The following is a 25,791-nucleotide window of genomic DNA, read 5'->3' on the forward strand; positions in this document are numbered from 1 at the left end:
TAGGATTTCTCAGTCTTCCAACAGGGGCAATTGCAGGCTGAACGTGGTGCCTTTGCCAACCACGCTTTCACAGCTGATACGTCCACCATGGCGCTCCACCACCGCTTTGACCATGGTCAGTCCAAGCCCCAAACCTTCGCTGCCCTGGGCGGAATCAAAGCGCCGGTATTGGCTGAACAACTCGGGCAGGTCCTCTGCCGCAATCCCAGGCCCCTGGTCACTGATACGACATTCCAACCAGCCCTGCGCACTGCTGTGTCTGAGCCGGACAGTGGTGCCGGAGGGCGAATACTTGATGGCGTTCTCCAGCACATTAAATAATGCCCGCGTGAGCAGTGACTGATCCGCAGACACCATGCCCTCATCGGCTTCATCCAGATCGTGAACCAGGTGGATACCCTTGAGCTGGGCAATCAACGCGACTTGATCAAAGGCATCCATGACCAACATGGCGAACAACGTTGGCTGGAACTGGTAACCGTCAGCCTCGGCCTTGGCCAGTTGCACAAAGGATTCCGTGAGGCTCAAGGCGCGACGAACTTGCTGTTCGATTTGGGCGAACACTTGGGACTCGCCGTTATGCACATCCAGTAGCGCCAGGATCGCCGAGTGTGGTGCACGCAGGTCGTGGGAGAGGAACCGTAACATCGTCTCGCGATGTTGCTGGGCTTCGCGCTCCTTGCTCAAGTCCGTCAGGCTCAGCAGCCAGCCCAGTGCGACATCGCCTTCGGCCGGCAACAAGGGCGCCAACTCCATGCGCAGGCTGCGTTGGTGGATATCCCGGAACTCGACCAGCTCCAGCGCCGAGAGGGCAGGGCGCACGCCATTGTGCAGCGGCGGGTAGCCCAGGTCGGCCAACTGCTCCAGCAGGTTTTCGGTAACAAGGTCATTGCCGAACACGTCACGGGCGATACGGTTGGCCAACAGGATATTGCCCTTGGGGTCGGTGATCAGCGTTGCCACCGGCAGGCATTCCAGGCCATCGGCCATAAAGCGCCGCGTGTCACGCGTGCGGCTTACGGCCTGCTCCAAGGCAAAGATACGCGCCTGCAAGACATCACCCCTGCTGGCGGGCGCACGGCGGCGTTCGGGCAGGACTTTGGGTTCGTTGTCCAGACGCGCCAGTTCCCAGCCGAAGTAGGCGAGGATCACACTGAGGCGACGCCAGTTCCAAATCAGGTAACTGAGCAGCAAACCGATCAAGCAGGCCGCGGGCGACCACCAGTGACCCAGGCGCAACAGGGCCAAGGAACCCAGCAGTGCGGCAGACATGCAGCCCAGGGTCATCCACAACGCGTAGCGCGGACGGTAGAGCAGCAAGCCCAACAGCAATGCCACCAGGGACGTCGCCATAAGCGCCGCGAGCCATCCCGGCAAATCGACAATGCTGCGACCTTGAAGCAAGCCATTGAGTACGTTGGCTTGGATCTCCACGCCCGCAGTGGTGCCAACCGTGGAGGACAGCGGCGTGACAAAACGATCGCCCAAGCCTGAAGCCGTTGACCCCACCAAAATCAGGCGACCGCGCAACTGCTCGGGCGGCACTTCACCGCGCAGAACGCTGACGTAGGACACGCTAGGAAAATGGGTGTGTGGCGCGATGAATGGGATGCGGATCGAGTGTTCACGGTGCCAGTGCTGGGTGAGCGCCTGCAGCGGCTCACCCGGCATCTCTGACAACTCGCCGCTCATCTCGTAGGCCAGCCAAGCCAGTTGGGGCGCCGTGGCGTCTGGTGGACCTTCACGCAGGTACAGGCTGCGGACCACACCGTCGTTGTCGGCCTCCACATTGATATGGCCCACACCCTTGGCGCATTTATGCAGCGGCTGCATCTGTGCGCTGGGTTGGCTGTAGCTCGCCGTGCCCTCACGCACCAGCGGCAGCAACACATTGCCGGCATTGCAGACCGCCTCTGCCAGGCGTTTGTCATTGGTCGGGTCGCCGGCTTCACTGAAGATCACATCGAACAGGATACCCGCCGGTTGTGCCGCATTGAGACGATCGATCAGGTCAGCATGCAAACTGCGCGGCCAGGGCCACTGACCGAGCTTTTTCAGGCTGGGGTCGTCGATGGTCACCAGCAGGATACGCGGGTCTACCGGTAGCGGGGTGAGGCGGCGCAGGCTGTCATACAACGGGTTATTCAGCGCCAGGCCAGGGCTCAAGGACAGGTAAGCGGTGACCGGCAATAGCAGCAAGCCAATCCACAGCCACTCGCGCACTAAGCCGTGGAACAGGCGCTGGGCATGGGTAGGTTGGCGTTTCTCGGCCTTGCCCCAAAGCATCATAGGTCAACGTGCCTGGGCGGTGGGTGGGTAGTAGAAGATGTCATAGACCCCGGTTTCTCCCTCCAGGCCGTTTTCATCGTATGCCGACAAGCGCACGTGATAGAACGAGGCTTTGAGCCCAGTGAAGCTCATTTTCGGCGTGCTGGAAAAGTTTTCCTGCTTGATGTTCATAAAGGCTTTGTCAGTGGCGACTTGGGCGCGGTACCGCTGGGCACCCGGCAGTGGCCGAAGGTACAGACTCCAGACCGGCGCATCGCCCTTTTGGCCATCCTGCCCCACGAGCTTCGGTGCGGTAAGCAACTCAACGGGTTTCAAATCACCGTGTTTCTTGAACAACAAACCTTGCCGGGCGCCCACGTTGACCTCCTGTTCCACGGTCCGGGTCTTAGTCTCGCGATTGACGGCGACCTGACCGTCCAACACTTCGAGTACCGATTGCTCAGTGTCGTTACGCACCCGAAAGTGTGTGCCTCGTACACCCATCACCCCCACGGGGGTGACGATCTGGAAACGGTCATGTTCGCTGGCGCGCTTGATCACATACGCTTCCGCCTGGCCCTGATCGAGTACAACCTGGGGAATCGACCGCTTCTTTTCCAGATGCAATCGCACCTGGGAACTGGAAGGTAATACCACCCGGGATCCGTCACCGAGCAACAAGCTGACGAACGCCGACGCCGATGTCTTTACACCTTCCTGTTCATCAATGGTCATGCCTTCCAGCAAAGGGCTTGCCTTGCCTTTGGTATCGAGTTTCCACGCTTCCCCGGTGAGGTGCTGAACCACTGCCGGTAGAGGCTGGGCTCGGCACAGAAAGTCGTCATCAATGTAAGGCGAACGATTCTTGGCGGCAGCCCCCACAGAGCCGACCGCCATGATCAGCAGTGGGGGGAGGGCGCGGCGTAAGCGGTTCGGTGAAAGGATCATGATGCTCATCAAGGTCGGGGTTCCAGAGGGCGTCGGCTATCAGCGCACAGGAGTTTACGACAGCGCATGCGTCGGCTGATCCTTTTCCTTATGGTCGGGAGCCGGTATCTTTCCCACATAGGTCGCGACGACTTTCAGTGGGTTCACCCCTCATTGATCCCAGCGTACCGAGAGATCCAAGGGGTCGACGAATCTGAGCACAATTCTTCAGATTCAACGGCCGGCATCTGCGCAGTACGTGCCCATCAATAACACCAGGCTGACGGCTGCCGTACTCTTTAAGTAGAAAGGACCCACCCATGCGTGCCGCAATACTGGATGACGAACCCGCGGAACTGCGCCGGGTGGAACAGACACTGCGACAAATCCCCAGCACCGCCGAACACCCCTGGACCCTGCATTGCTTCGAACGCGGTGAGGACCTGCTTCGCCAACTGCGCCGGGAAACGTTCGACCTGTTGATACTCGACTGGCAATTGCCCGATATCACCGGGATTGCATTGCTACGCTGGACCCGCGAACACATGGAGTCGCCTCCTGCCGTCATCATGCTCACCAGCCGTGACGCCGAGAGCGATATCGTCACTGCGCTGAACAGCGGTGCGGATGACTACGTCAGCAAACCCTTTCGCCCCAATGAACTGAAGGCGAGGGTCACGGCGGTTCTGCGTCGCCACGGCCTGCAGAAATCCGCCAACCATGAAGTGCAAAGCTTCAACGACCTGACCTTCGATGACGCAGAATTGACCGTCACCCGCGCGGGTAAACCTATCAACCTGACCGAGCGAGAGTACCGACTGGCCAGTTGCTTATTTGCCAATTTGGCGCGACCACTGTCTCGCGAGTACCTCTACGAGCGGTTCTGGACCCATGAAGAAATGGTGTCCTCACGTCCGCTGGATACGCATATCTACCGGTTGCGCAATAAGCTGGGGCTCACCGCCGATCGCGGTTGGCAACTGCTGACCATCTATGGGTATGGGTACCGATTGGAGAGCGTGGCGACTGTTTCGGAAAGCTAAAAACGCTGATGTTCCACGTGGAGCAATTTGTAGATCACTGAACACTGCCCAATAAAAAAGGCCAACGCTTAGCGTTGGCCTTTTTTGGTTTGGCTGTTTGCCTGAATCAGAAGTCCAGGTTAGACACCGCCAACGCATTGCTCTCGATGAAGTCACGACGAGGCTCGACCGCATCACCCATGAGGGTGTTGAAGATCTGGTCCGCGCCAATGGCGTCTTCGATGGTCACGCGCAGCATACGACGCTGAGCCGGATCCATAGTGGTTTCCCACAATTGATCCGGGTTCATTTCGCCCAGACCTTTGTATCGCTGGATAGTGTGACGCTTGGTGCTTTCGGCCATCAGCCAGTCGAGGGCTTCCTTGAATTCCTTGACCTGCTTCTTGCGTTCGCCACGCTGAATATAAGCACCGTCGTCCAGCAGGGTGCTCAGTTGCGCGCCCAGGGTAACCACGGTCTTGTAGTCATTGCTGCCGAAGAAGTCGCGGTTGAAGGTGACGTAGTTCGACAGGCCGTGGGAGATCAATTCGACCTCTGGCAGCCAGACGTTACGTTCACGGTCTTCACGCAGGCTGGCTTTGTACACCAGGCCGGATTTCTCCGAAGTGCGCAGGCGGGTTTCGTATTGAGCCAGCCAATTCTGCATGTGGGCGTGATCACCCAACTGCTCCAGACTCACGGACGGCAGGTAGATGAAGTGCTCGGTCAGCTCCTGCGGGTACAGGCGCGACAGACGCTTGAGGGTCTTCATTACCATGCGGAAATCGTTAACCAGACGCTCCAACGCTTCACCGGAGATACCCGGCGCTTCGTCGTTCAAGTGCAGGCTGGCATCTTCCAAGGCCGACTGCGTCATGTACTCTTCCATGGCGTCGTCGTCTTTGATGTATTGCTCTTGCTTGCCTTTTTTCACTTTGTACAACGGCGGTTGGGCGATGTAGATATAGCCGCGTTCGATCAGCTCAGGCAACTGACGGAAGAAGAAGGTCAGCAGCAGGGTACGGATGTGCGAACCGTCGACGTCAGCATCGGTCATGATGATGATGTTGTGATAACGCAGCTTGTCGATGTTGTATTCGTCACGACCGATACCGCAGCCCAGCGCCGTGATCAAGGTGCCAACTTCCTGGGAAGAAATCATCTTGTCGAAGCGCGCCTTCTCGACGTTGAGGATCTTACCCTTCAACGGCAGGATGGCCTGGGTGCGACGGTTACGACCCTGCTTGGCGGAACCGCCAGCAGAGTCACCCTCCACCAGGTACAGTTCGGAGAGGGCAGGGTCCTTCTCCTGGCAGTCAGCGAGTTTGCCCGGCAGGCCGGCAATGTCCAACGCGCCTTTACGACGGGTCATTTCACGGGCCTTACGCGCGGCTTCACGGGCACGTGCAGCGTCGATCATCTTGCCGACGACCAACTTGGCTTCGTTCGGGTTCTCCAGCAGGAAATCGGAGAAGTACTTGCCCATCTCCTGCTCCACTGCGGTCTTCACTTCGGAAGACACCAGCTTGTCTTTGGTCTGGGAGCTGAACTTCGGATCCGGTACTTTCACCGAGATAATCGCGGTCAAGCCTTCGCGGGCATCGTCACCGGTGGTGGCAACTTTATGCTTCTTCGCCAGGCCTTCGGCTTCGATGTAGGTGTTCAGGTTACGCGTCAGTGCCGAACGGAAACCCACCAGGTGAGTACCGCCATCGCGCTGAGGAATGTTGTTGGTGAAGCACAACAGGTTCTCGTTGAAGCTGTCGTTCCACTGCAGGGCGATTTCTACGCCAATGCCGTCTTCACGCTGGATGTTGAAGTGGAACACCTGGTTGACCGCAGTCTTGTTGGTGTTCAGGTATTCAACGAACGCACGCAAGCCGCCTTCGTACTTGAACAGCTCTTCCTTGCCGCTGCGCTCGTCCTTGAGGACGATACCCACGCCGGAGTTAAGGAACGACAGTTCACGAATACGCTTGGCCAGGATGTCCCAGCTGAAGTGAATATTCTTGAAGGTTTCAGCCGATGGCTTGAAGTGAATCTGGGTGCCGGTGGTTTCACTGTCGCCGACGATTTTCATCGGTTCTTGTGGAACGCCGTGAACGTAGGTCTGTTCCCAGATCTTACCGCTGCGGCGCACAGTCAGGATCAGCTCTTCGGACAGTGCGTTCACTACCGAAACGCCCACACCGTGCAAACCGCCGGAGACTTTATAGGAGTTGTCGTCGAACTTACCGCCAGCGTGGAGCACGGTCATGATGACCTCTGCCGCCGAAACGCCTTCTTCTTTGTGCACGTCTACCGGAATGCCGCGACCGTTGTCGCGTACGGTAATCGACTCATCCGGGTGGATGATAATGCTGATGTCGTCGCAGTGACCGGCCAGAGCTTCGTCGATGGAGTTGTCGACCACCTCGAACACCATGTGGTGCAGACCGCTACCGTCATCAGTGTCGCCAATGTACATACCGGGACGTTTGCGTACGGCATCCAAACCTTTCAGCACTTTAATGCTGGTCGAGTCGTACGTGTTTTCTTCGCTCATGCCTTCACTCCCGATGGTCGTGGGTCTGGGTGATACGGCCTTGTTCCACGTGGAACAAAGCGACTGGCGTTTCCGTCTGCCAGCCTTCCCTCAATAATTCGTGGTCTACACAGGTGATAAACACCTGGCAGCGTAATTCTTCCAACAAGCGGCATAGCGCACGGCGGTGTTGCTCGTCGAGCTCAGACGGCAAGTCATCCACCAGATAAATACACTGACCGCGCCGGGCCTGACTAACCAGATGGCCCTGGGCGATCCGCAATGCACATACCACCAACTTCTGCTGGCCACGGGACAATATGTCCGCAGCATTGTGAGCGCCTAACCTAAGGCGCAAATCAGCTCGCTGGGGTCCGGCTTGGGTATGGCCAATTTGCTGATCCCGCTGCAAGGACGTTGCGAGCACTGCACTCAGCTCACGTTCTTTATCCCAACCACGGTAGTAACTCAGCGTCAGTCCCTCGAGATCCAACAATTCACTCAAGGTCTGTTCAAAGACTGGTTTCAAGGCTTTGATATAAGCGCGGCGGTATTCATCTATTTCATCGCTGGCCAGGCACAGTTCCCGGTCCCAGGCCGCTTGCGAAGCGGCGTCAAGTGTACCATGCCGCAGCCATGAGTTCCGCTGCCGCAGGGCCTTCTGCAAACGCTGCCACGTGACCATGAACCGGGGTTCCACGTGGAACACTCCCCAATCGAGGAATTGCCTGCGGATTTTGGGCGCACCTTCCAATAGGCGGAAACTGTCAGGGTTGATCAATTGCAGCGGCAGGATCTCCGCCAGCTGCGCAGCACTGCGAGCATTTTGCCCGTCAATGCGAATTTGGAACTCTCCGCCACGATCACGGGAAATCCCCAGGCTGCTGTGCCCACCTTCTGCCAGTTCAACCTGGCCAAACACCGTGCATGCCAACTGCTCATACTGGATGACTGGTAACAAGCGAGCACTGCGAAAGGAACGGGCAAGCCCCAACAGGTGAATGGCTTCCAGCACGCTGGTTTTGCCACTGCCGTTGGCGCCGTGGAGGATATTGATGCGGGGGGAGGGGGAGAAGGTCACCGGGTGCAAATTGCGCACCGCGGTGACCGAGACGCGACTGAGGGACATCTAGCTTCTGCTGAGCATGGTTACAGGCGCATCGGCATGACAACATAAGCCGAGTCGTCGTTGTCGGATTCCTGTACTAGGGCGCTGCTGTTGGAGTCCGACAGAATCAGGCGAACCTGTTCGGTGGTCATCACACCCAGCACGTCCAGCAGGTAGCTCACGTTGAAGCCGATCTCCAGCGAACCGCCGTTGTAGTCGACGCCCACTTCTTCTTCCGCTTCTTCCTGCTCCGGGTTGTTCGCCTGGATCTTCAACTGACCGTTGGCCAGTTGTAGACGGATACCGCGGTACTTTTCGTTGGACAGAATCGCGGTACGGCTAAACGCTTCGCGCAGTGCCTGGCGATCACCGAGAACCAGCTTGTCGCCACCTTTAGGCAGCACGCGCTCGTAATCCGGGAATTTGCCGTCCACCAACTTGGAAGTGAAGGTGAACTCACCGGTGGTGGCGCGAATATGGTGCTGCCCCAACACGATGCTGACATTGCCTTCCGGCTCGGTGAGCAGGCGCGCCAGCTCAAGGATACCCTTGCGTGGCACGATCACCTGGTGACGGTCCGGCTGGCCGATATCGGCGCGCATCGAGCACATCGCCAGACGGTGACCGTCCGTAGCCACGGCGCGGATGATGCCTTCCGATACTTCCAACAGCATACCGTTGAGGTAGTAACGCACGTCCTGCTGGGCCATGGCGAAGCTGGTGCGCTCGATCAAGCGACGCAGCTTGCTCTGCTCCAGGCTGCAGGTCAGCGAGCCCGGGCCTTCTTCAACGGTCGGGAAATCATTCGCCGGCAACGTGGACAGGGTGAAACGGCTGCGGCCGGCCTTGACGACCAATTTCGCTTCATCAACCTTGATGTCGATCAGCGCGTCGTTCGGCAGGCTTTTGCAGATATCCATCAGCTTGCGCGCCGGTACGGTGATCTCGCCCGGCTCGGCAGGCTCTTCCAGCTGCACACGACCGACCAGCTCGACTTCCAAGTCAGTACCGGTCAAGGACAATTGCTGGCCTTCGACTACCAGCAATACGTTGGAGAGCACCGGCAAGGTCTGTCGGCGCTCGACGACGCCTGCGACCAGTTGCAGGGGTTTCAACAGGGCTTCGCGTTGAATGGTGAAATGCATGGTCTAGTCCCTTGCCTTAATAAGCTGCGCTGGTGTCATCAAGTTGTCAGTGTACGCAGCAGGTTCTTGTAGTCCTCGCGAATATCCGCGTCGGATTCCTTAAGTTCGTTGATCTTGCGGCACGCGTGCAAGACCGTGGTGTGGTCGCGTCCGCCAAACACATCACCGATTTCCGGCAGGCTGTGGTTGGTCAACTCCTTGGAGAGGGCCATGGCCACCTGACGAGGACGTGCCACCGAGCGCGAGCGGCGCTTGGACAGCAGGTCGGAAATCTTGATCTTGTAGTACTCGGCCACGGTGCGCTGGATGTTATCCACACTCACCAGTTTGTCCTGCAGTGCCAGCAAGTCTTTGAGGGATTCGCGGATCAGCTCGATGGTGATGTCGCGGCCCATGAAGTGCGAATGCGCAATGACCCGCTTGAGTGCGCCTTCCAGCTCACGCACGTTGGAGCGGATACGCTGGGCGATGAAGAACGCTGCATCGTGCGGCAAATCGACTTTGGCCTGGTCGGCCTTTTTCATCAGGATCGCGACCCGGGTTTCCAGCTCCGGCGGCTCTACCGCAACGGTCAGGCCCCAGCCGAAGCGCGATTTAAGGCGTTCTTCCAAACCTTCGATTTCTTTCGGGTAACGGTCGCTGGTCAAGATGACCTGCTGGCCACCTTCGAGCAGGGCGTTGAAGGTGTGGAAAAACTCTTCCTGGGAACGCTCTTTGCGGGCAAAGAATTGAATGTCATCGATCAGCAACGCATCAACCGAGCGGTAGAACCGCTTGAACTCATTGATCGCGTTGAGCTGCAAGGCCTTGACCATGTCAGCCACGAAGCGCTCCGAGTGCAGGTACACAACCTTGGCATTCGGGTTCTTCTTTAATAGGTGGTTACCCACAGCGTGCATCAAGTGGGTCTTACCCAAGCCAACGCCGCCATATAGGAAGAGCGGGTTGTAACCATGCTTGGGGTTATCGGCTACCTGCCAAGCGGCTGCACGAGCCAGTTGGTTGGATTTACCTTCAACGAAGTTCTCGAAGGTGAACGTACGGTTCAGGTAGCTGGTGTGCTTGAGCGCGCCTTCGACCTGCACGGTGCGCTGTTCGGCGCGGACCGGGGCCTGCTGGGAACTGGCGCCTGCCATTGGGTCGAAGCTGTCGCGGGACGGCTCTTCATTTATAGGCGCGTTTTTCTGCGACGCGGATTTCGAAGCCGTCTGGGCCACCGGTGCTGGCGAGTTATTAACAGGCGCTGCTGCCTGTGCCTGCGAGGCACTAGCCGCCAATGGCGCGTTCGGCGCAGCGCGAGGCGCGGAGCTGCGTTTGCTGCCTATTAACAAGGAGAGCACGGGCGCGAGTCCGTTGCCATGTTCGTCGAGCAATTCGAGAACGCGGCTCAGGTACTTCTCGTTGACCCAGTCGAGAACAAAACGATTGGGCGCGTAGACACGCAACTCGTCGCCTTCGGCTTCGACCTGTAGCGGACGGATCCAGGTGTTGAATTGCTGGGCAGGCAGCTCATCGCGCAAAAGCTCCACGCACTGCTGCCAAAGTTCCACTGACACGGATATCCCCCAAGTTGAAAGCCGGTGAGGCAAAAACAGCCGCCATTGTAGCGGCGAGCCGTCCACTTATCCACATGTAGCTTGATCACAGGCCGGCCAAAATCAACGTCTTAACAGTAATAAAGGCGACCAATGGTCTGTGCATAAGCTCTGTGGATAAGCCTACCTAAGGTCGTTGTACAAGTGGGGTCGAAAGTCTGTGGGTAACTGGCCTGTGGATAACAACCCATTCCACACACAGTTTATCCGACAGCGCAGCACAGGCAGAGCACCGCTTCTCCCCCGTGTTGTCATTCTCTGTACATCAGGTGGAATATGGCCTCAAGGCAGTTATCCACAGATGAAGGCCTGCCTAGCTTTTATAAGCTTTACAGAAAAGCTTTAAATAACTTCCTTCTTTATTTTTATATTTATCCAATGACCAGTGAACGCCTGGCGGGCAGAAATGACCGGATGGCCTGTGGAGATCTAATTAAAGGAAAAGCTGGTTGGAAATTGACCTAGAGGCTTGCTTTCACTAGAATCGCCGGTCTCTTAAAACGGGGGCCATTCCGGCCCGTTGTGGACGAACCAGGTAACAACGCCATGAAACGTACTTTCCAACCAAGCACCATCAAACGCGCCCGCACCCACGGTTTCCGTGCTCGCATGGCTACCAAGAACGGCCGTGCTGTCCTGTCGCGTCGTCGCGCCAAAGGTCGTGCGCGTCTGGCAGTTTGATAATCCGGTACTGGTGGTGAGTCAGGACTTCAGTCGGGAAAAGCGTCTGCTAACCCCCCGGCATTTCAAGGCAGTCTTTGACTCCCCCACCGGCAAGGTTCCGGGGAAAAATCTCCTGCTCCTTGCGCGTAACAACGATCTTGATCACCCCCGACTCGGGCTGGTGATCGGCAAGAAGAGCGTAAAGCTCTCCGTTGAGCGCAATCGCCTCAAGCGTCTGATGCGCGAATCGTTTCGCCTCCACCAGGACACTCTGGTTGGTTGGGATATTGTTATCGTCGCGCGCAAAGGCTTGGGTGACGTAGAAAACCCCGAATTGATTCAGCATTTCGGCAAGCTCTGGAAACGTTTGGCGCGTACCAACAAGCCAGCACCAGCAGTCAGCACCGAAACTGTAGGGGTAGACAGTCTTGATGCGTAAACTGGCCCTCGTTCCGATCCAGTTTTATCGCTATGCCATTAGTCCTCTGATGGCCAACCACTGTCGTTTCTACCCCAGTTGTTCCTGCTACGCGTTAGAGGCCATAGAAAACCATGGTCTTCTGCGCGGTGGCTGGCTGACCTTTCGTCGTTTAGGTCGCTGTCATCCGTGGAATCCCGGTGGTTATGACCCGGTTCCACCTATCCCTACCTCCCGTTCTTCTTCGATGGCCGAGTAATCATGGATATTAAACGCACGATCCTGATCGTCGCCCTGGCAATCGTGTCCTACGTCATGGTTCTTAAGTGGAACCAGGACTACGGCCAGGCTGCCCTGCCGACTCAGAATGTTGCTACCAACCAGGCTGCGCCGGCTATTCCGGACACCCCGCTGGGTAACAATGCGTCCGCGAGTGCCGATGTTCCCAGCGCGAATGGCGAGACAAGCGCCCCTTTAGAAACGCCAGTGGTCACCAATAAAGACCTCATCCACGTAAAAACGGATGTGCTCGACCTGGCTATCGACCCACAAGGTGGTGATATCGCGCAGTTGAAACTGCCGCTGTATCCACGTCGCCAAGACCATCCGGATGTTCCGTTCCAACTGTTCGATAACGGCGGTGAACGTACTTATCTGGCGCAAAGCGGCCTGACCGGCACCAATGGTCCGGATGCACGTGCTACCGGTCGTCCGGTTTATTCGACCGAACAAAAGACTTATCAACTGGCTGATGGCCAAAACCAGTTGAACGTCGACCTGAAATTCAGCCTCGACGGCGTCAATTACATCAAGCGCTTCAGCTTCACCCGTGGTCTGTACGACTTGAAGGTCACTTACCTGATCGACAACGAAAGCGACAAACCATGGAGCGGCAACCTGTTTGCCCAGCTCAAGCGTGACGCCAGTTCCGATCCTTCTTCCAGCACTGCCACCGGCACCGCGACTTACCTGGGCGCTGCCCTGTGGACAAGTAACGAGCCGTACAAAAAAGTGTCGATGAAAGACATCGACAAGGGCTCGCTGAAAGAGACCGTCCAAGGTGGTTGGGTAGCCTGGCTGCAACACTACTTCGTGACCGCCTGGATCCCGAACAAGGGTGATGCAAACCTGGTTCAAACCCGCAAGGACAGCCAAGGCAACTACATCATTGGCTTTACGGGCCCGGCGTTGACCGTCGCACCCGGTGCCAAGGCTGAAACCAGCGCTACTCTGTACGCCGGCCCGAAAAGCCAGGCTGTGCTGAAAGAGTTGTCCCCAGGTCTGGAACTGACTGTGGATTACGGCTTCCTGTGGTTCATCGCCCAGCCGATCTTCTGGTTGCTGCAACATATCCACAGCATTGTGGGTAACTGGGGCTTCTCGATCATCTTCCTGACCATGCTGATCAAGGGGATATTCTTCCCACTCTCGGCAGCCAGCTACAAGTCGATGGCGCGCATGCGTGCCGTAGCACCGAAACTGGCGGCGCTGAAAGAACAACATGGCGATGATCGGCAGAAAATGTCGCAGGCCATGATGGAGCTGTACAAGAAAGAGAAGATCAACCCGCTGGGTGGATGCTTGCCGATTCTTGTGCAAATGCCGGTGTTCCTGTCGCTGTACTGGGTTCTCCTGGAAAGCGTGGAAATGCGCCAGGCACCGTTCATGCTGTGGATAACTGACCTGTCGATCAAAGACCCGTTCTTTATCCTGCCGATCATCATGGGCGCGACCATGTTTATCCAGCAGCGCTTGAACCCGACTCCGCCGGATCCGATGCAGGCCAAGGTAATGAAAATGATGCCAATCATCTTCACCTTCTTCTTCCTGTGGTTCCCTGCTGGTCTGGTGCTGTACTGGGTGGTCAACAACGTGTTGTCGATCTCTCAACAGTGGTACATCACACGTAAAATCGAAGCGGCTACCGCAAAAGCCGCGGCGTAATTTACTCTGTGGATAACCACTCAAGACGCCCCCTAGTGGGGCGTTTTGCTTTCCGTCACTTTAGTTCTGGAACCTGCTGATGAGCGCTCCTCGTGAAACCATCGCTGCTGTCGCTACCGCTCAGGGTCGCGGCGGTGTCGGTATCGTTAGAATTTCCGGGCCGCTCGCAAGCGTTGCAGCCAAGGCTATCAGCGGTCGCGAGTTGAAGCCGCGGTATGCCCATTACGGCCCGTTCCTGGATGCAGACGAAACGGTGCTGGACGAAGGCTTGGCCCTGTATTTCCCTGGGCCCAATTCCTTTACCGGGGAAGATGTCCTGGAATTGCAGGGCCACGGCGGCCCGGTTGTGCTGGATATGTTGCTGCAGCGTTGCCTGCAACTGGGCTGCCGCTTGGCCAGGCCTGGGGAGTTCAGCGAACGCGCCTTTCTCAACGACAAGCTCGACCTGGCCCAGGCTGAGGCCATTGCTGATTTGATCGAAGCCAGTTCTGCACAGGCTGCACGCAACGCACTGCGCTCGCTGCAGGGCGCGTTCTCGCTACGTGTGCATAACCTGACCGAACAACTGATCAGCCTACGCATATACGTCGAGGCGGCGATCGATTTTCCCGAGGAAGAAATCGATTTCCTCGCCGATGGCCATGTCTTGGCGATGCTCGATAAAGTCCGTGACGAGTTATCCACAGTGTTGCGTGAAGCCGGGCAAGGTGCGCTGCTGCGTGACGGCATGACGGTGGTGATTGCTGGACGGCCCAATGCAGGCAAATCCAGTCTGTTGAATGCGCTGGCGGGCCGTGAGGCCGCCATCGTTACAGAGATCGCCGGCACCACCCGGGATATCCTGCGCGAACATATCCACATCGACGGCATGCCACTGCACGTGGTCGACACCGCCGGTTTGCGCGACACCGATGACCAGGTGGAAAAGATCGGCGTGGAACGCGCGCTCAAGGCCATCGGCGAAGCGGATCGAGTTCTGCTGGTAGTGGATGCGACGGCGCCCGAGGCTGTGGATCCTTTCGCGTTATGGCCGGAGTTCCTTGAGCAACGGCCGGACCCGGCCAAGGTCACCTTGATTCGCAACAAAGCCGACTTGACGGGTGAAGTCATTGCGATGGAAACCAGCGCGGATGGCCACGTCACGATTAGCCTGAGCGCCAAGTCGGCGGGTGAAGGCCTGGAACTGCTGCGCGAGCACCTCAAGGCTTGTATGGGCTACGAGCAGACCTCGGAAAGCAGCTTCAGTGCTCGCCGTAGGCACCTGGAGGCGTTGCGCCACGCGAGCGCAGCGTTGGAGCACGGCCGGGCACAGCTGACCTTAGCGGGGGCAGGGGAGCTGCTGGCGGAGGATCTGCGTCAGGCGCAGCAGCTGTTGGGAGAGATCACCGGTGCATTCAGCTCCGATGATTTGTTGGGCCGGATCTTTTCCAGCTTCTGCATCGGCAAATAAAAAAGTTATCCACACGCCCTGCAGGCATTGGCTTGGCAGCGATAGCGGCCTGAAGAACACCACATTCTTCAGGCCCTCACCCATCACCAGTTGTACGAAACCGTCCCAAGCAGCGTGCGGCTATCCCCCCAATAGCAGCGGCCCGCATCGTTGCAACCAGATACATATTCCTTGTCGAACAGGTTCTTGGCGTTCACATCCACAGACCAATGTTTATCGATTTGATAGCCAACGGCTGCATCCACCAAGGTTACGCTTCCCGCATCCAACTTCCCGTATAGCGTTGGCGCGGTGTAGGAAAAGGTGCTGTCGAAATAACGCACACCGCCGCCCAGGGACAAACCTTTGAGTTGGCCATCAAGGAAGCGATACTTGCCCCATACCGAAGCCTGGTTGCGTGGAACCCCCGTCATCTGGTGCCCTTCGACCAGCGATGTAGCCAAATCCTTGGTAATCCGAGCATCAGTGTAGGTGTAAGCGGCCGTCACATTCAGGTTGGGCGTGATGTTGCTGTTCACCTCGACTTCCGCACCTTTGGCCCGGCTTTCGCCCACCTGGCGATAACTGTTGGTGGTGGCGTCGAGGTAAGTGTCGTCTTCCTTGCGCAGGTCATACACCGACAGGGTCATCGCCGTATCCCAGCCGATCGGCTCGTACTTCACACCCACTTCGTACTGACTGCTGGTAATCGGCTTCAGCGGTGACCCGGCATTGGAGATCTGCTGCACCGGCACAAATGCGGTGGAATAGCTGACGTACGGCGTCAGGCCGTTGTCGAACTGGTACATCACCCCGCCTTGGTAGGTGAACTTGCGGTCTTCCGAGCCGGTGTTACTGGCCTTGTTGACCTTGTCGCGGAAATCGCTGTCGACCCAGTCCTGACGGCCACCCAGCAGGAACAGCCAGTGGTCGTACTTGCTCTGGATCTGTGCATAAACGCCCTTCATCTGCTGCTCGAGCAAGGTGTTTTGCACTGCCACCGGCGTAAGCGGATCACGCAGATACACGGGGTTATACACATTGATGGTGCCGGCGAAACCGGCGTCCCAATCCTGATTGAACGAAGTGCGGTCATAGCTGGCACCCAACAGCACCGTGTTTTCCAGGCCGCCTACCTGGAATTTGCCTTCCAACTGGTTATCCAGGGAATACACCATCGACTTGTTGTAGCGGTCATAGGCGGTCATGTTCAGTTGCGTACCAAACCCGCGGTTATTCAGCGCGCTGGGCCAAGTTTCATGGCGGTTGATGCGCGACTGCATATACCGCGAGTTCTGGCGGAACTGCCAATCGTCGTTGAAGCTGTGGCTGAATTCGTAACCGGTGCTCCAGGCTTCGCGTTCAAATGTGTTCCAGTCCGGGTCGCCGAGCATGGTGTGCTTGGATAGCTTGCCATTGGGATTTGTCAGCAAGGTGCCGGCAGCCGGTAGGCCAAGTTCGAGATTGGTGTGGTCCTTTTGATAATTAGCCAACAGGGTAAGGGTGTTGTAGTCGTCGAAATTCAGGGTCAGTGATGGCGCGATGTACAGGCGATCATCTGGCACATGGTCGGTCTGCGTGTCGGATTTGCGACCGAGCATCACAACCCGGCCAAGAATATTGCCGCTGTCATTGAGCGGCCCCGAGATATCCACACCCAGCTGACGCCGATTATTGGAGCCATACCCCAGCTGGACTTCACCTTGCGGCGTGGCTGTCGGGTGCTTGCTCACCAGGTTCACCAAACCGCCAGGTGCGTTTTCGCCGTAGAGCAGGGAAGAGGGGCCACGGAAGATTTCGACGCGCTCCAGGCCATACGGCTCACTGGTGGTGTCATACCGATTGCCTTGTACACGTAGGCCATCTCGCAGCAAACCGTAGCCATAATCGGTGGCATTGAAACCACGAATGAAGAACAGGTCACCCGCCAGACCGTCGCCGGCAGCAAAGGGTGGCGCAAAGATACCTGGCACGTAGCCCAACACTTCCGTCAGGGTCTGTGACTTCTGGTCCTTGATGCGCTGACCGGTGACTACGGATACCGAACGCGGTGTTTCTGACAGAGGCGTACTGGTCTTGGTACCGACGCGGCTGTTTTGTGCCTTGTAGCCCACATCCCCGGCGATCTCCTGGTTAAAACCGTCTTGTTGATAAGTGCTGACGGTGGTGGGCGCAAGCGTGAGTTGCCCAGCAGGAACGGCCTGCAGGACATAGCTGCCGGGCGCCTGGGCTACCGCTTGTAACCCCGAGTTCTGCAGCAACAGCGCAAAGCCTTGCTCTACCGAATACTCGCCTTCAAGCCCGGTCGAGTTCAAACGCGCGGTTTGCTGGGGCGAGAAAGATAGAATCACATTCGCCCGAGCGGCAAATTGGCTCAACGCATTGTCCAGGGGCCCCGCCGCAATAGCGTAGTGCTGCACCGCGCTGGCGGCCAGGACATCGGTGGATAATAAAATACCGCCGGTGGCTGCCGTGCCGAGTAGCAGGCTGCACGTCATACCGTGGTAGGAAAGTCGCTGGCGGAGCTTGGAAGGGAGGCGCATAAGTGGATAAGCCCTGAAGGTGGCGTCGTGATTACCTGTAGGGCCGTGTCAGGTCAGAAAAAGATAACCCTTGTGCGGATATTTTTTGCAATCAACCGATTCGTTTCACTGAAACCCAATAGCGGGTGAAGTACTTCACCTGGATTGGCAGGGTTGCCTGCAGATTGGCCAGTACCGCATCAGTGGAATCCAGGCGGAAGGTCCCGGAGACACGCAGGCGTGCCGACGCCAAGTCGCATTGCAGGACGCCCGGGCGGTAGCGGGCGAGGTCTTCGATCACATCCCCGAGGCGAGCGTCCAATACGATCAACTGACCATCGACCCACGCCGCTTGTGAGCCGCGGTACGCGTGGTTAAGCCCCACGTGTTGGCGATCGAAGTCAGCGCTTTCACCGGCACTGAGTAGCCGCGCGTGATTGGGTTGGTCACCAGGCGCTACGCTCACCCGATCCTCGAGGACGCCGACACGTGTGGAGTCTGGCAACTGACGCACGGTGAAGGTGGTGCCCAAGGCTTGGATTCGGCCTTGGCGGGTCTCGACATAAAAGGGCGTCTGGCCACCCCGCTTGCCGGTGTGGATAAGTACTTCACCTTCACGCAGGCGAATCAAACGCTGGCGCCCATCGAATACCACGTCAATTGCCGTACGGGTGTTCAGATCAATCCGTGTACCGTCAGCCAGCTCGACACGCCGGCGCTCTCCCACGGACGTCCGGTAGTCGGCCCATACATTGGCCAGGGGCGTGTGTTGCTGGACATTCCAGCCGAGGTACCCGGTACCGCCCAGCACCAGCATCCACTTCAACACCTGGCGTCGTTGCTGTCCGGTCGACAAGGCGCGGCGGGTGAAATCCTGGGGCAGGGCGCCGAGACTGCGCTGCAACTGCTCCATCTGGTTCCACGCGGCCTGATGGGACGGATCGCCGTTTAGCCATTGTTGCCAGGCTTGACGCTCGGCGGCGGTAGGGGTTTGGGATTGAAACTGCACATACCAACTGGCAGCGGCCTCAAAGGTTTTGCGATCCGGCGCCGCCATTACAAGCTGGCCATGATCAATGCGCATTCGGTCAATGCACGGATCATGTGTTTCTTCACCGTGGTCAGTGAAACCTGAAGCTGATCGGCAATCTGTTGATAAGTCAGGCCCTCGATCTGCGACAGCATAAATATCCGCCGTGCTCGCTCGCCGAGTGCCGACAAGGCTTTATCCACAGCCACCAACGTCTCGATGATGATGGCTTTGTCTTCTTCGCTGATGGCTATGGCTTCAGGCCGTTCGGTCAAGGTTCGCTTATAGGCCTGTTCGATGGCATGTCGACGGTAACGATCAATCACCAAGCCCCTGGCAATGGTCGCCAAATAGTCTCGCGGTTCAACGATCTGCCCCGCATGCCGCCCGCCCAGGATGCGCACGAACGTGTCGTGCGCCACATCGGCCGCATCGCAGGCGTTATGCAACTTCCCTTTGAGCCACCCGTGCAGCCAGGAATGGTGCTGCTCATAGATGTTCTGGACCGCAGCCGTGTGTGAAGAAGGGGACATAGGGCATGACAAGGTAGGTTAATGATAATCGCTATTATTAACTGCCCTACCGTTTTCTCACAATAGATCTCTTTTTTTGCTGGGCTCATCACCGCGTGGAGGTTTCTGTTGGCGTTGTCGTGGACCTAATACAGACAGCATCACCGATTTCTGTGGATTAAGCCCTGTGAATAACCGCCCCTGTGCCCAGTTGATAACAGGGCCTGAAACCTGAGCAAAAACCCCTCTGTGGATAACCACACGTTTAATCCACAGGCTTAAAGCACTTATCCAAGGGCCTCGTTGGTACATGACCACAGACTTTTGAATCGCTGTACATACCGTAGATAAAGGCCTGCGTAGATCTATCCACAGAAATAGGGTTCAGTAGAAATAAACATAAAAACAAAGATTTAATAAATTTCTCTCTTTTAATTTCTATTGTCTGTGATTCATCCACAGCTGGTTAAATTTTGTGCAAAGGGTTCTTTAGGAAGGGCTAAGTCCCTATACTTGCCGCCAAAGCTCTAAAACCAGCTCAATCAATTCCTAATTACCTACATAAGCAGGCACGAGGTGCGTGGTGGATTTCCCTTCCCGTTTTGAAGTGATCGTCATCGGCGGCGGTCATGCCGGTACCGAGGCAGCACTGGCGTCAGCACGCATGGGCGTAAAAACCCTGTTGTTGACGCATAACGTGGAGACCCTCGGCGCCATGAGTTGCAACCCTGCCATCGGTGGGATCGGCAAAAGCCATCTGGTCAAGGAAATCGACGCCCTTGGCGGCGTAATGGCCATGGCTACCGACAAAGGTGGTATCCAATTCCGCGTGCTCAACAGCCGCAAGGGCCCGGCCGTACGGGCCACTCGGGCACAAGCCGACCGCATTCTGTACAAGGCTGCGGTGCGCGAAACCCTGGAAAACCAGCCGAACCTGTGGATATTTCAACAAGCCGCCGATGACCTGATCGTCGAGCAGGACCAGGTACGCGGTGTTGTCACGCAAATGGGCCTGCGTTTCTTCGCAGAATCCGTGGTGTTGACCACCGGTACGTTCCTTGGCGGACTTATCCACATCGGTATGCAGAATTATTCCGGGGGTCGTGCCGGTGATCCGCCGTCGATTGCCCTGGCAAAACGACTGCGTGAATTGCCGCTGCGTGTCGGTCGCCTGAAAACCGGGACCCCGCCGCGTATCGACGGGCGTTCTGTGGATTTTTCGGTGATGACCGAGCAAGCCGGCGATACACCTATCCCGGTCATGTCGTTCATGGGCTCCAAGGAGCAGCACCCGAAACAGGTGAGCTGCTGGATTACCCACACCAATGCCCGCACCCACGAAATCATTGCCGCGAACCTTGATCGTTCGCCGATGTATTCCGGGGTGATCGAAGGCATCGGCCCGCGTTACTGCCCGTCGATCGAAGACAAGATCCACCGCTTTGCCGACAAAGAAAGCCACCAGGTCTTCATCGAGCCCGAAGGCTTGACCACTCACGAGCTGTACCCAAACGGGATTTCCACTTCCCTGCCGTTCGACGTGCAAATCCAGATCGTGCAATCGATTCGCGGCATGGAAAACGCGCACATCGTGCGTCCGGGCTACGCCATCGAGTATGACTACTTCGACCCGCGTGACCTGAAGTACAGCCTCGAAACCAAAGTGATCGGCGGCCTGTTCTTCGCCGGGCAAATCAACGGCACCACCGGTTACGAAGAAGCTGGCGCCCAAGGTTTGCTGGCCGGTACCAACGCAGCATTGCGCGCACAGGGCAAAGACAGCTGGTGCCCGCGTCGCGATGAAGCGTACATCGGTGTATTGGTCGACGACCTGATTACCTTGGGGACCCAGGAACCGTACCGGATGTTTACTTCCCGGGCGGAATATCGCCTGATCCTGCGTGAAGACAACGCTGACCTGCGCCTGACCGAGAAAGGTCGCGAACTGGGCCTGGTCGATGACGCCCGTTGGGCCGCCTTCTGCAAAAAACGCGAAAGCATTGCATTGGAAGAACAGCGCCTGAAAAGCACCTGGGTCCGCCCGGGCACCGAGCAAGGCGACGCGATTGCCGAAAAATTCGGCACACCGTTGACCCACGAATACAACTTGCTGAACCTGCTGTCCCGTCCGGAAATCGACTACGCTGGTCTGGTCGAAGTGACAGGCCAGGGTGCAGAAGACCCACAGGTTGCCGAGCAGGTCGAGATCAAGACCAAATACGCCGGTTACATTGACCGCCAACAGGACGAGATCGCCCGCCTGCGCGCCAGTGAAAACACCAAGCTGCCTGTGGATATCGACTACTCCGGGATTTCCGGGCTGTCGAAAGAAATTCAAAGCAAGCTGGGGATAACTCGGCCAGAGACCCTGGGCCAGGCTTCACGTATCCCCGGTGTTACCCCTGCAGCGATTTCGCTGTTGATGATCCATTTGAAAAAACGCGGCGCGGGCCGTCAGTTGGAGCAAAGCGCTTGAGTTCGTTGGTCACCTCGCAACACGCCGAAGAGTTATCCACAGGTGCACGCCAGTTGGGTGTCGACCTGACCCCTGTCCAGCACGAATTGCTACTGGGCTACCTGGCCCTGTTGATCAAGTGGAACAAGGCTTACAACCTGACTGCAGTGCGCGATCCCGACGAGATGGTGTCACGCCATCTGCTCGACAGCCTGAGCGTCATGCCGTTTATCGAAAACGGTCGCTGGCTCGACGTGGGCAGTGGCGGCGGCATGCCCGGCATTCCGCTGGCAATCCTGTTTCCCGAGTCGCAAGTGACGTGCCTGGACAGCAACGGCAAGAAGACCCGCTTCCTGACCCAGGTCAAACTCGAACTCAAGCTGGACAACCTGAACGTTATCCACAGCCGCGTCGAAGCCTTCACGCCTGAACAGCCTTTCAACGGAATTGTGTCCCGGGCGTTCAGCAGTATGGAGAACTTCAGCAACTGGACCCGCCACCTGGGCGACCGCGATACACGCTGGCTGGCAATGAAGGGCGTCCATCCAAGCGATGAGCTGTTAGCATTGCCGGCAGACTTCCACCTCGATAGCGAACACGCCTTGGCCGTACCCGGTTGCCAAGGCCAACGCCATCTGCTGATACTGCGCCGCACGGCATGATTGGGAACACAAGCAAGAATGGCTAAGGTATTCGCGATAGCGAACCAGAAAGGTGGCGTGGGCAAAACCACCACCTGCATCAACCTCGCAGCTTCCCTGGTCGCTACCAAGCGTCGGGTGCTGCTGATCGACCTCGATCCACAGGGCAACGCCACCATGGGTAGCGGTGTGGATAAACACGGCCTGGAAAACTCGGTCTACGACTTGCTGATTGGCGAGTGCGACCTGGCCCAAGCCATGCACTACTCCGAGCACGGCGGTTACCAACTGTTGCCGGCCAACCGCGACTTGACCGCGGCGGAAGTGGTGCTGCTGGAAATGCAGATGAAAGAAAGTCGTCTGCGCAGCGCCTTGGCGCCGATCCGCGAGAATTACGATTACATTCTGATCGACTGCCCGCCGTCACTGTCGATGCTGACGTTGAACGCGCTGGTGGCTGCCGATGGGGTCATTATCCCCATGCAGTGCGAGTACTACGCGCTGGAAGGTTTGAGCGACCTTGTGGATAACATCAAGCGCATCGCCGAGTTGCTCAACCCTAACCTGCAAATTGAAGGTTTGTTGCGCACCATGTTCGATCCGCGCCTGAGCCTGATGAACGATGTGTCGGCGCAGCTCAAGGAACACTTCGGCGATCAGCTGTATGACACGGTGATCCCGCGCAACATCCGCTTGGCCGAAGCCCCGAGCTACGGCATGCCGGCCCTGGCGTACGATAAACAATCCCGTGGTGCCATCGCCTACCTGGCGCTGGCTGGCGAGATGGTTCGTCGCCAGCGCCGCAACTCACGCACCGCTGCAGCCCAGCCAACTTAAGGAATCCCCATGGCCGTCAAGAAACGAGGTCTAGGACGTGGTCTGGATGCACTGTTGAGTGGTCCGACCGTCACATCGCTTGAAGAACAAGCGGTGCAGGCCGACGAGCGCGAGCTGCAACACCTGCCGCTGGACCTGATCCAGCGCGGTAAATACCAGCCACGCCGGGACATGGACCCCCAGGCGCTGGAAGAACTGGCCAACTCGATCAAGGCCCAGGGCGTCATGCAGCCGATCGTCGTGCGCCCGATCGGTGGCGGCCGCTTTGAGATCATCGCCGGTGAACGCCGCTGGCGCGCGAGCCAGCAGGCCGGCAAGGAAACCATCCCCGCGATGGTGCGCGATGTGCCGGATGAAACCGCCATCGCCATGGCGCTGATCGAGAACATCCAGCGCGAAGACCTCAACCCGATCGAAGAGGCCATCGCCCTGCAGCGTTTGCAGCAGGAATTCCAACTGACCCAGCAACAAGTGGCTGAGGCAGTGGGTAAATCCCGCGTGACCGTATCCAACCTGCTGCGCCTGATCGCGCTGCCGGAAGTCATCAAGACCATGTTGTCCCATGGCGACCTGGAGATGGGCCACGCCCGTGCATTGCTCGGTTTGCCGGAAAATCAACAGGTTGAAGGGGCGCGACACGTTGTCGCACGGGGGCTCACCGTTCGTCAGACCGAGGCCCTGGTTCGTCAGTGGCTGAGCGGTAAACCCGCACCGGTCGAAGCGGCCAAACCTGATCCGGATATCGCACGTCTCGAGCAGCGCTTGGCCGAGCGCCTGGGCTCTGCGGTGCAAATTCGCCACGGTAAGAAAGGCAAAGGGCAATTAGTCATCGGATATAACTCTCTCGATGAGCTTCAGGGCGTCCTTGCCCACATCCGCTGAAACATTTGCTTATGTAGCGCGTGATCGGAAATCACTACCCGGCAGTTGAATAGGGGCAGAACCGCCCCTATACTCTGCGCGCATTTTGTCGGCACAAATTATGCCAAGTTATTGATTTCCGGCAGCCGACCATTGAGGAGCAAGAGTGATGGAAACCCGCACGCCAAACACGTTGCCGTTCCATCGCTTGGCCGTTTTCCCGGTTTTATTGGCTCAATTTGTCATTCTGCTGATCGCCGCGTTGGCGCTTTGGTATTGGCATGGAGTCGTAGCCGGATATTCAGGACTCTGCGGAGGCCTGATAGCCTTGCTGCCCAATATGTATTTTGCTCACAGGGCCTTTCGGTTTTCCGGCGCCCGAGCAGCCCAGGCTATCGTCCGGTCCTTTTATGCCGGCGAGGCGGGGAAACTGATTTTGACGGCAGTGCTGTTTGCACTGACCTTTGCAGGTGTGAAGCCATTGGCGCCGCTGGCTGTATTCGGCGTCTTCGTGTTGACCCAACTGGTCAGCTGGTTCGCTCCCCTGCTAATGAAAACAAGACTTTCGAAACCTTAGGGCGTTTGAGGCAACCATGGCAGAAACAACCGCTTCGGGCTATATCCAGCACCACTTGCAGAACCTGACCTTCGGTCAGCTTCCTAATGGCGGCTGGGGCTTTGCCCACTCCGCAGCAGAAGCCAAAGAAATGGGCTTCTGGGCTTTCCACCTGGATACTCTGGGCTGGTCGGTCGCATTGGGTCTGATCTTCGTCCTGATTTTCCGCATGGCGGCAAAGAAGGCAACGTCCGGTCAGCCAGGTGCCTTGCAGAACTTCGTTGAAGTACTGGTCGAATTCGTCGATGGCAGCGTGAAAGACAGCTTCCATGGCCGTAGCCCGGTGATTGCACCGCTGGCACTGACCATCTTCGTCTGGGTGTTCCTGATGAACGCCGTCGACCTGATCCCGGTCGACTGGATTCCTCAGCTGGCCATCCTGATCACCGGCGATGCGCACATTCCATTCCGTGCCGTATCGACCACAGACCCTAACGCCACCCTGGGCATGGCCCTGTCGGTGTTTGCGTTGATCATTTTCTACAGCATCAAGGTCAAGGGCATCGGCGGCTTCATCGGCGAACTGACCCTGCACCCGTTCGGCAGCAAGAACATCTTCGTTCAAGCACTGCTGATCCCGGTGAACTTCCTGCTGGAGTTCGTGACCCTGGTCGCCAAGCCGATCTCCCTGGCCCTGCGACTGTTCGGCAACATGTATGCCGGCGAGCTGGTGTTCATTCTGATCGCTGTGATGTTCGGCAGCGGTCTGCTCTGGCTTAGCGGCCTGGGCGTGGTTCTGCAGTGGGCGTGGGCGGTTTTCCACATCCTGATCATCACCCTGCAGGCCTTCATCTTCATGATGCTGACCATCGTCTACCTGTCGATGGCGCACGAAGAGAACCATTAAGGCCAGTCTCGACTAGTCTGATGTCCTTCCCGGTGAAACGGGAAGGTGGCCCACCAGGGCTATGAAACGATTTGTTTTACCGCTTTAAAATCTAAAAAACCTAAACCATACGACGTAAAAGTCGGGAGGAAAGATGGAAACTGTAGTTGGTCTAACCGCTATCGCTGTTGCACTGTTGATCGGCCTGGGCGCCCTGGGTACTGCCATTGGTTTCGGCCTGCTGGGCGGCAAATTCCTGGAAGGCGCTGCGCGTCAGCCAGAAATGGTTCCAATGCTGCAAGTTAAAATGTTCATCGTCGCCGGCCTGCTCGACGCCGTGACCATGATCGGCGTTGGTATCGCTCTGTTCTTCACCTTCGCGAACCCCTTCGTTGGTCAACTCGCTGGCTAATCACTCGAATTTTTCGAGTTGATTGGAGTGATGGAC

General features: G+C 57.5%; 22 protein-coding genes. 13 read left to right on the forward strand and 9 right to left on the reverse strand.

Annotated elements, in window-relative coordinates:
- Nucleotides 1–9: 9 nt before the first annotated feature.
- Both CWC48_RS10525 and CWC48_RS10530 read right to left on the reverse strand, forming a co-directional pair.
- Entirely contained in the window at nucleotides 10–2,289 is a 2,280-nt protein-coding gene (locus tag CWC48_RS10525) for a CHASE2 domain-containing protein (RefSeq protein WP_100491832.1), read from the reverse strand.
- Nucleotides 2,290–2,292: 3 nt separating this feature from the next.
- Nucleotides 2,293–3,216, reverse strand: a complete 924-nt coding sequence (locus CWC48_RS10530; protein ID WP_371857071.1) for a FecR domain-containing protein — start codon at nucleotides 3,214–3,216, stop codon at nucleotides 2,293–2,295.
- A gap of 299 nt (nucleotides 3,217–3,515) precedes the next feature.
- On the opposite strand from CWC48_RS10530, the gene CWC48_RS10535 reads away from it, so the two are divergent.
- A complete protein-coding gene (locus CWC48_RS10535) occupies nucleotides 3,516–4,238 on the forward strand; it encodes a response regulator transcription factor (RefSeq protein ID WP_100491833.1) in 723 nt (240 codons plus the stop codon).
- A gap of 106 nt (nucleotides 4,239–4,344) precedes the next feature.
- Here the strand turns inward: CWC48_RS10535 and gyrB are convergent, their stop codons facing one another.
- The 4 genes from gyrB to dnaA are packed head-to-tail and all read right to left on the reverse strand — an operon-like array spanning nucleotide 4,345 to nucleotide 10,550.
- Nucleotides 4,345–6,762 carry a DNA topoisomerase (ATP-hydrolyzing) subunit B gene (gene gyrB, locus CWC48_RS10540; RefSeq protein WP_078046197.1) on the reverse strand — a complete coding sequence of 806 codons (2,418 nt, stop codon included), beginning with the start codon at nucleotides 6,760–6,762 and terminating at the stop codon, nucleotides 4,345–4,347.
- A gap of 4 nt (nucleotides 6,763–6,766) precedes the next feature.
- Nucleotides 6,767–7,870: a DNA replication/repair protein RecF gene (gene recF, locus CWC48_RS10545; protein ID WP_100491834.1), complete on the reverse strand. Its 1,104-nt coding sequence runs from the start codon at nucleotides 7,868–7,870 to the stop codon at nucleotides 6,767–6,769.
- A gap of 20 nt (nucleotides 7,871–7,890) precedes the next feature.
- A complete protein-coding gene (gene dnaN, locus CWC48_RS10550) occupies nucleotides 7,891–8,994 on the reverse strand; it encodes a DNA polymerase III subunit beta (RefSeq protein WP_010207719.1) in 1,104 nt (367 codons plus the stop codon).
- Between the two features lie 38 nt (nucleotides 8,995–9,032).
- Nucleotides 9,033–10,550, reverse strand: a complete 1,518-nt coding sequence (gene dnaA, locus CWC48_RS10555; protein ID WP_078046196.1) for a chromosomal replication initiator protein DnaA — start codon at nucleotides 10,548–10,550, stop codon at nucleotides 9,033–9,035.
- 585 nt (nucleotides 10,551–11,135) lie between these two features.
- Between dnaA and rpmH the strand changes: the two genes are divergently transcribed.
- The 5 genes from rpmH (at nucleotide 11,136) to mnmE (ending at nucleotide 15,064) form a co-directional block, all read left to right on the forward strand.
- Entirely contained in the window at nucleotides 11,136–11,270 is a 135-nt protein-coding gene (rpmH, locus tag CWC48_RS10560; RefSeq protein WP_003213577.1) for a 50S ribosomal protein L34, read from the forward strand.
- A 16-nt stretch (nucleotides 11,271–11,286) separates the two neighbouring features.
- Nucleotides 11,287–11,691: a ribonuclease P protein component gene (gene rnpA / locus CWC48_RS10565; RefSeq protein WP_010565857.1), complete on the forward strand. Its 405-nt coding sequence runs from the start codon at nucleotides 11,287–11,289 to the stop codon at nucleotides 11,689–11,691.
- A complete protein-coding gene (yidD, locus tag CWC48_RS10570) occupies nucleotides 11,684–11,929 on the forward strand; it encodes a membrane protein insertion efficiency factor YidD (protein WP_003213574.1) in 246 nt (81 codons plus the stop codon). The genes rnpA and yidD overlap by 8 nt, the downstream gene beginning before the upstream one ends.
- 2 nt (nucleotides 11,930–11,931) lie before the next feature.
- Nucleotides 11,932–13,614 (forward strand): membrane protein insertase YidC, encoded by a 1,683-nt coding sequence (yidC, locus tag CWC48_RS10575; protein ID WP_078050839.1) that lies wholly within the window; start codon nucleotides 11,932–11,934, stop codon nucleotides 13,612–13,614.
- A 79-nt stretch (nucleotides 13,615–13,693) separates the two neighbouring features.
- Entirely contained in the window at nucleotides 13,694–15,064 is a 1,371-nt protein-coding gene (gene mnmE, locus CWC48_RS10580; RefSeq protein WP_100491835.1) for a tRNA uridine-5-carboxymethylaminomethyl(34) synthesis GTPase MnmE, read from the forward strand.
- Nucleotides 15,065–15,147: 83 nt separating this feature from the next.
- Here mnmE and CWC48_RS10585 read toward each other — a convergent pair whose 3' ends face one another.
- From CWC48_RS10585 to CWC48_RS10595, 3 genes are all read right to left on the reverse strand, one after another.
- Nucleotides 15,148–17,586, reverse strand: coding sequence for a TonB-dependent siderophore receptor (locus tag CWC48_RS10585; protein WP_100491836.1), 2,439 nt, complete (start codon nucleotides 17,584–17,586; stop codon nucleotides 15,148–15,150).
- A 91-nt stretch (nucleotides 17,587–17,677) separates the two neighbouring features.
- On the reverse strand, nucleotides 17,678–18,622 hold the full coding sequence (locus CWC48_RS10590; protein WP_100491837.1) for a FecR domain-containing protein: 945 nt from the start codon (nucleotides 18,620–18,622) through the stop codon (nucleotides 17,678–17,680).
- Nucleotides 18,622–19,128, reverse strand: a complete 507-nt coding sequence (locus CWC48_RS10595) for a sigma-70 family RNA polymerase sigma factor (RefSeq protein WP_100491838.1) — start codon at nucleotides 19,126–19,128, stop codon at nucleotides 18,622–18,624. Before CWC48_RS10595 ends, CWC48_RS10590 begins: the two co-directional genes overlap by 1 nt.
- A gap of 562 nt (nucleotides 19,129–19,690) precedes the next feature.
- On the opposite strand from CWC48_RS10595, the gene mnmG reads away from it, so the two are divergent.
- From mnmG to atpE, 7 genes are all read left to right on the forward strand, one after another.
- Entirely contained in the window at nucleotides 19,691–21,583 is a 1,893-nt protein-coding gene (gene mnmG, locus CWC48_RS10600; protein ID WP_078051012.1) for a tRNA uridine-5-carboxymethylaminomethyl(34) synthesis enzyme MnmG, read from the forward strand.
- A complete protein-coding gene (gene rsmG, locus CWC48_RS10605; protein ID WP_078050834.1) occupies nucleotides 21,580–22,224 on the forward strand; it encodes a 16S rRNA (guanine(527)-N(7))-methyltransferase RsmG in 645 nt (214 codons plus the stop codon). Before mnmG ends, rsmG begins: the two co-directional genes overlap by 4 nt.
- Nucleotides 22,225–22,242: 18 nt before the next feature.
- Entirely contained in the window at nucleotides 22,243–23,040 is a 798-nt protein-coding gene (locus tag CWC48_RS10610) for a ParA family protein (RefSeq protein ID WP_010207696.1), read from the forward strand.
- 9 nt (nucleotides 23,041–23,049) lie between these two features.
- Entirely contained in the window at nucleotides 23,050–23,922 is an 873-nt protein-coding gene (locus tag CWC48_RS10615) for a ParB/RepB/Spo0J family partition protein (protein ID WP_078050833.1), read from the forward strand.
- A 148-nt stretch (nucleotides 23,923–24,070) separates the two neighbouring features.
- Nucleotides 24,071–24,478, forward strand: a complete 408-nt coding sequence (locus CWC48_RS10620) for a F0F1 ATP synthase subunit I (RefSeq protein WP_010565865.1) — start codon at nucleotides 24,071–24,073, stop codon at nucleotides 24,476–24,478.
- 16 nt (nucleotides 24,479–24,494) lie between these two features.
- Entirely contained in the window at nucleotides 24,495–25,364 is an 870-nt protein-coding gene (gene atpB, locus CWC48_RS10625) for a F0F1 ATP synthase subunit A (RefSeq protein WP_025854397.1), read from the forward strand.
- A gap of 133 nt (nucleotides 25,365–25,497) precedes the next feature.
- Complete coding sequence (gene atpE, locus CWC48_RS10630; RefSeq protein ID WP_002555987.1) at nucleotides 25,498–25,755, forward strand: F0F1 ATP synthase subunit C; 258 nt, start codon at nucleotides 25,498–25,500, stop codon at nucleotides 25,753–25,755.
- The last annotated feature ends 36 nt before the right edge of the window (nucleotides 25,756–25,791 follow it).

The organism is Pseudomonas sp. S10E 269, from assembly GCF_002798465.1.
Taxonomy (GTDB): Bacteria; Pseudomonadota; Gammaproteobacteria; order Pseudomonadales; family Pseudomonadaceae; genus Aquipseudomonas; species Aquipseudomonas pergaminensis.

Excerpts from the sequence above, each read along its gene's own strand:
- CWC48_RS10535 (WP_100491833.1), top strand. The coding sequence starts at position 3,516 with ATGCGTGCCGCAATACTGGATGACGAACCCGCGGAACTGCGCCGGGTG.
- CWC48_RS10530 (WP_371857071.1), bottom strand. The coding sequence starts at position 3,216 with ATGATCCTTTCACCGAACCGCTTACGCCGCGCCCTCCCCCCACTGCTG.
- CWC48_RS10615 (WP_078050833.1), top strand. The coding sequence starts at position 23,050 with ATGGCCGTCAAGAAACGAGGTCTAGGACGTGGTCTGGATGCACTGTTG.
- rpmH (WP_003213577.1), top strand. The coding sequence starts at position 11,136 with ATGAAACGTACTTTCCAACCAAGCACCATCAAACGCGCCCGCACCCAC.
- gyrB (WP_078046197.1), bottom strand. The coding sequence starts at position 6,762 with ATGAGCGAAGAAAACACGTACGACTCGACCAGCATTAAAGTGCTGAAA.
- CWC48_RS10610 (WP_010207696.1), top strand. The coding sequence starts at position 22,243 with ATGGCTAAGGTATTCGCGATAGCGAACCAGAAAGGTGGCGTGGGCAAA.
- CWC48_RS10525 (WP_100491832.1), bottom strand. The coding sequence starts at position 2,289 with ATGATGCTTTGGGGCAAGGCCGAGAAACGCCAACCTACCCATGCCCAG.
- CWC48_RS10595 (WP_100491838.1), bottom strand. The coding sequence starts at position 19,128 with ATGTCCCCTTCTTCACACACGGCTGCGGTCCAGAACATCTATGAGCAG.
- atpB (WP_025854397.1), top strand. The coding sequence starts at position 24,495 with ATGGCAGAAACAACCGCTTCGGGCTATATCCAGCACCACTTGCAGAAC.
- dnaN (WP_010207719.1), bottom strand. The coding sequence starts at position 8,994 with ATGCATTTCACCATTCAACGCGAAGCCCTGTTGAAACCCCTGCAACTG.
- CWC48_RS10590 (WP_100491837.1), bottom strand. The coding sequence starts at position 18,622 with ATGGCGGCGCCGGATCGCAAAACCTTTGAGGCCGCTGCCAGTTGGTAT.
- yidC (WP_078050839.1), top strand. The coding sequence starts at position 11,932 with ATGGATATTAAACGCACGATCCTGATCGTCGCCCTGGCAATCGTGTCC.
- yidD (WP_003213574.1), top strand. The coding sequence starts at position 11,684 with ATGCGTAAACTGGCCCTCGTTCCGATCCAGTTTTATCGCTATGCCATT.
- mnmE (WP_100491835.1), top strand. The coding sequence starts at position 13,694 with ATGAGCGCTCCTCGTGAAACCATCGCTGCTGTCGCTACCGCTCAGGGT.
- recF (WP_100491834.1), bottom strand. The coding sequence starts at position 7,870 with ATGTCCCTCAGTCGCGTCTCGGTCACCGCGGTGCGCAATTTGCACCCG.
- CWC48_RS10585 (WP_100491836.1), bottom strand. The coding sequence starts at position 17,586 with ATGCGCCTCCCTTCCAAGCTCCGCCAGCGACTTTCCTACCACGGTATG.
- CWC48_RS10620 (WP_010565865.1), top strand. The coding sequence starts at position 24,071 with ATGGAAACCCGCACGCCAAACACGTTGCCGTTCCATCGCTTGGCCGTT.
- atpE (WP_002555987.1), top strand. The coding sequence starts at position 25,498 with ATGGAAACTGTAGTTGGTCTAACCGCTATCGCTGTTGCACTGTTGATC.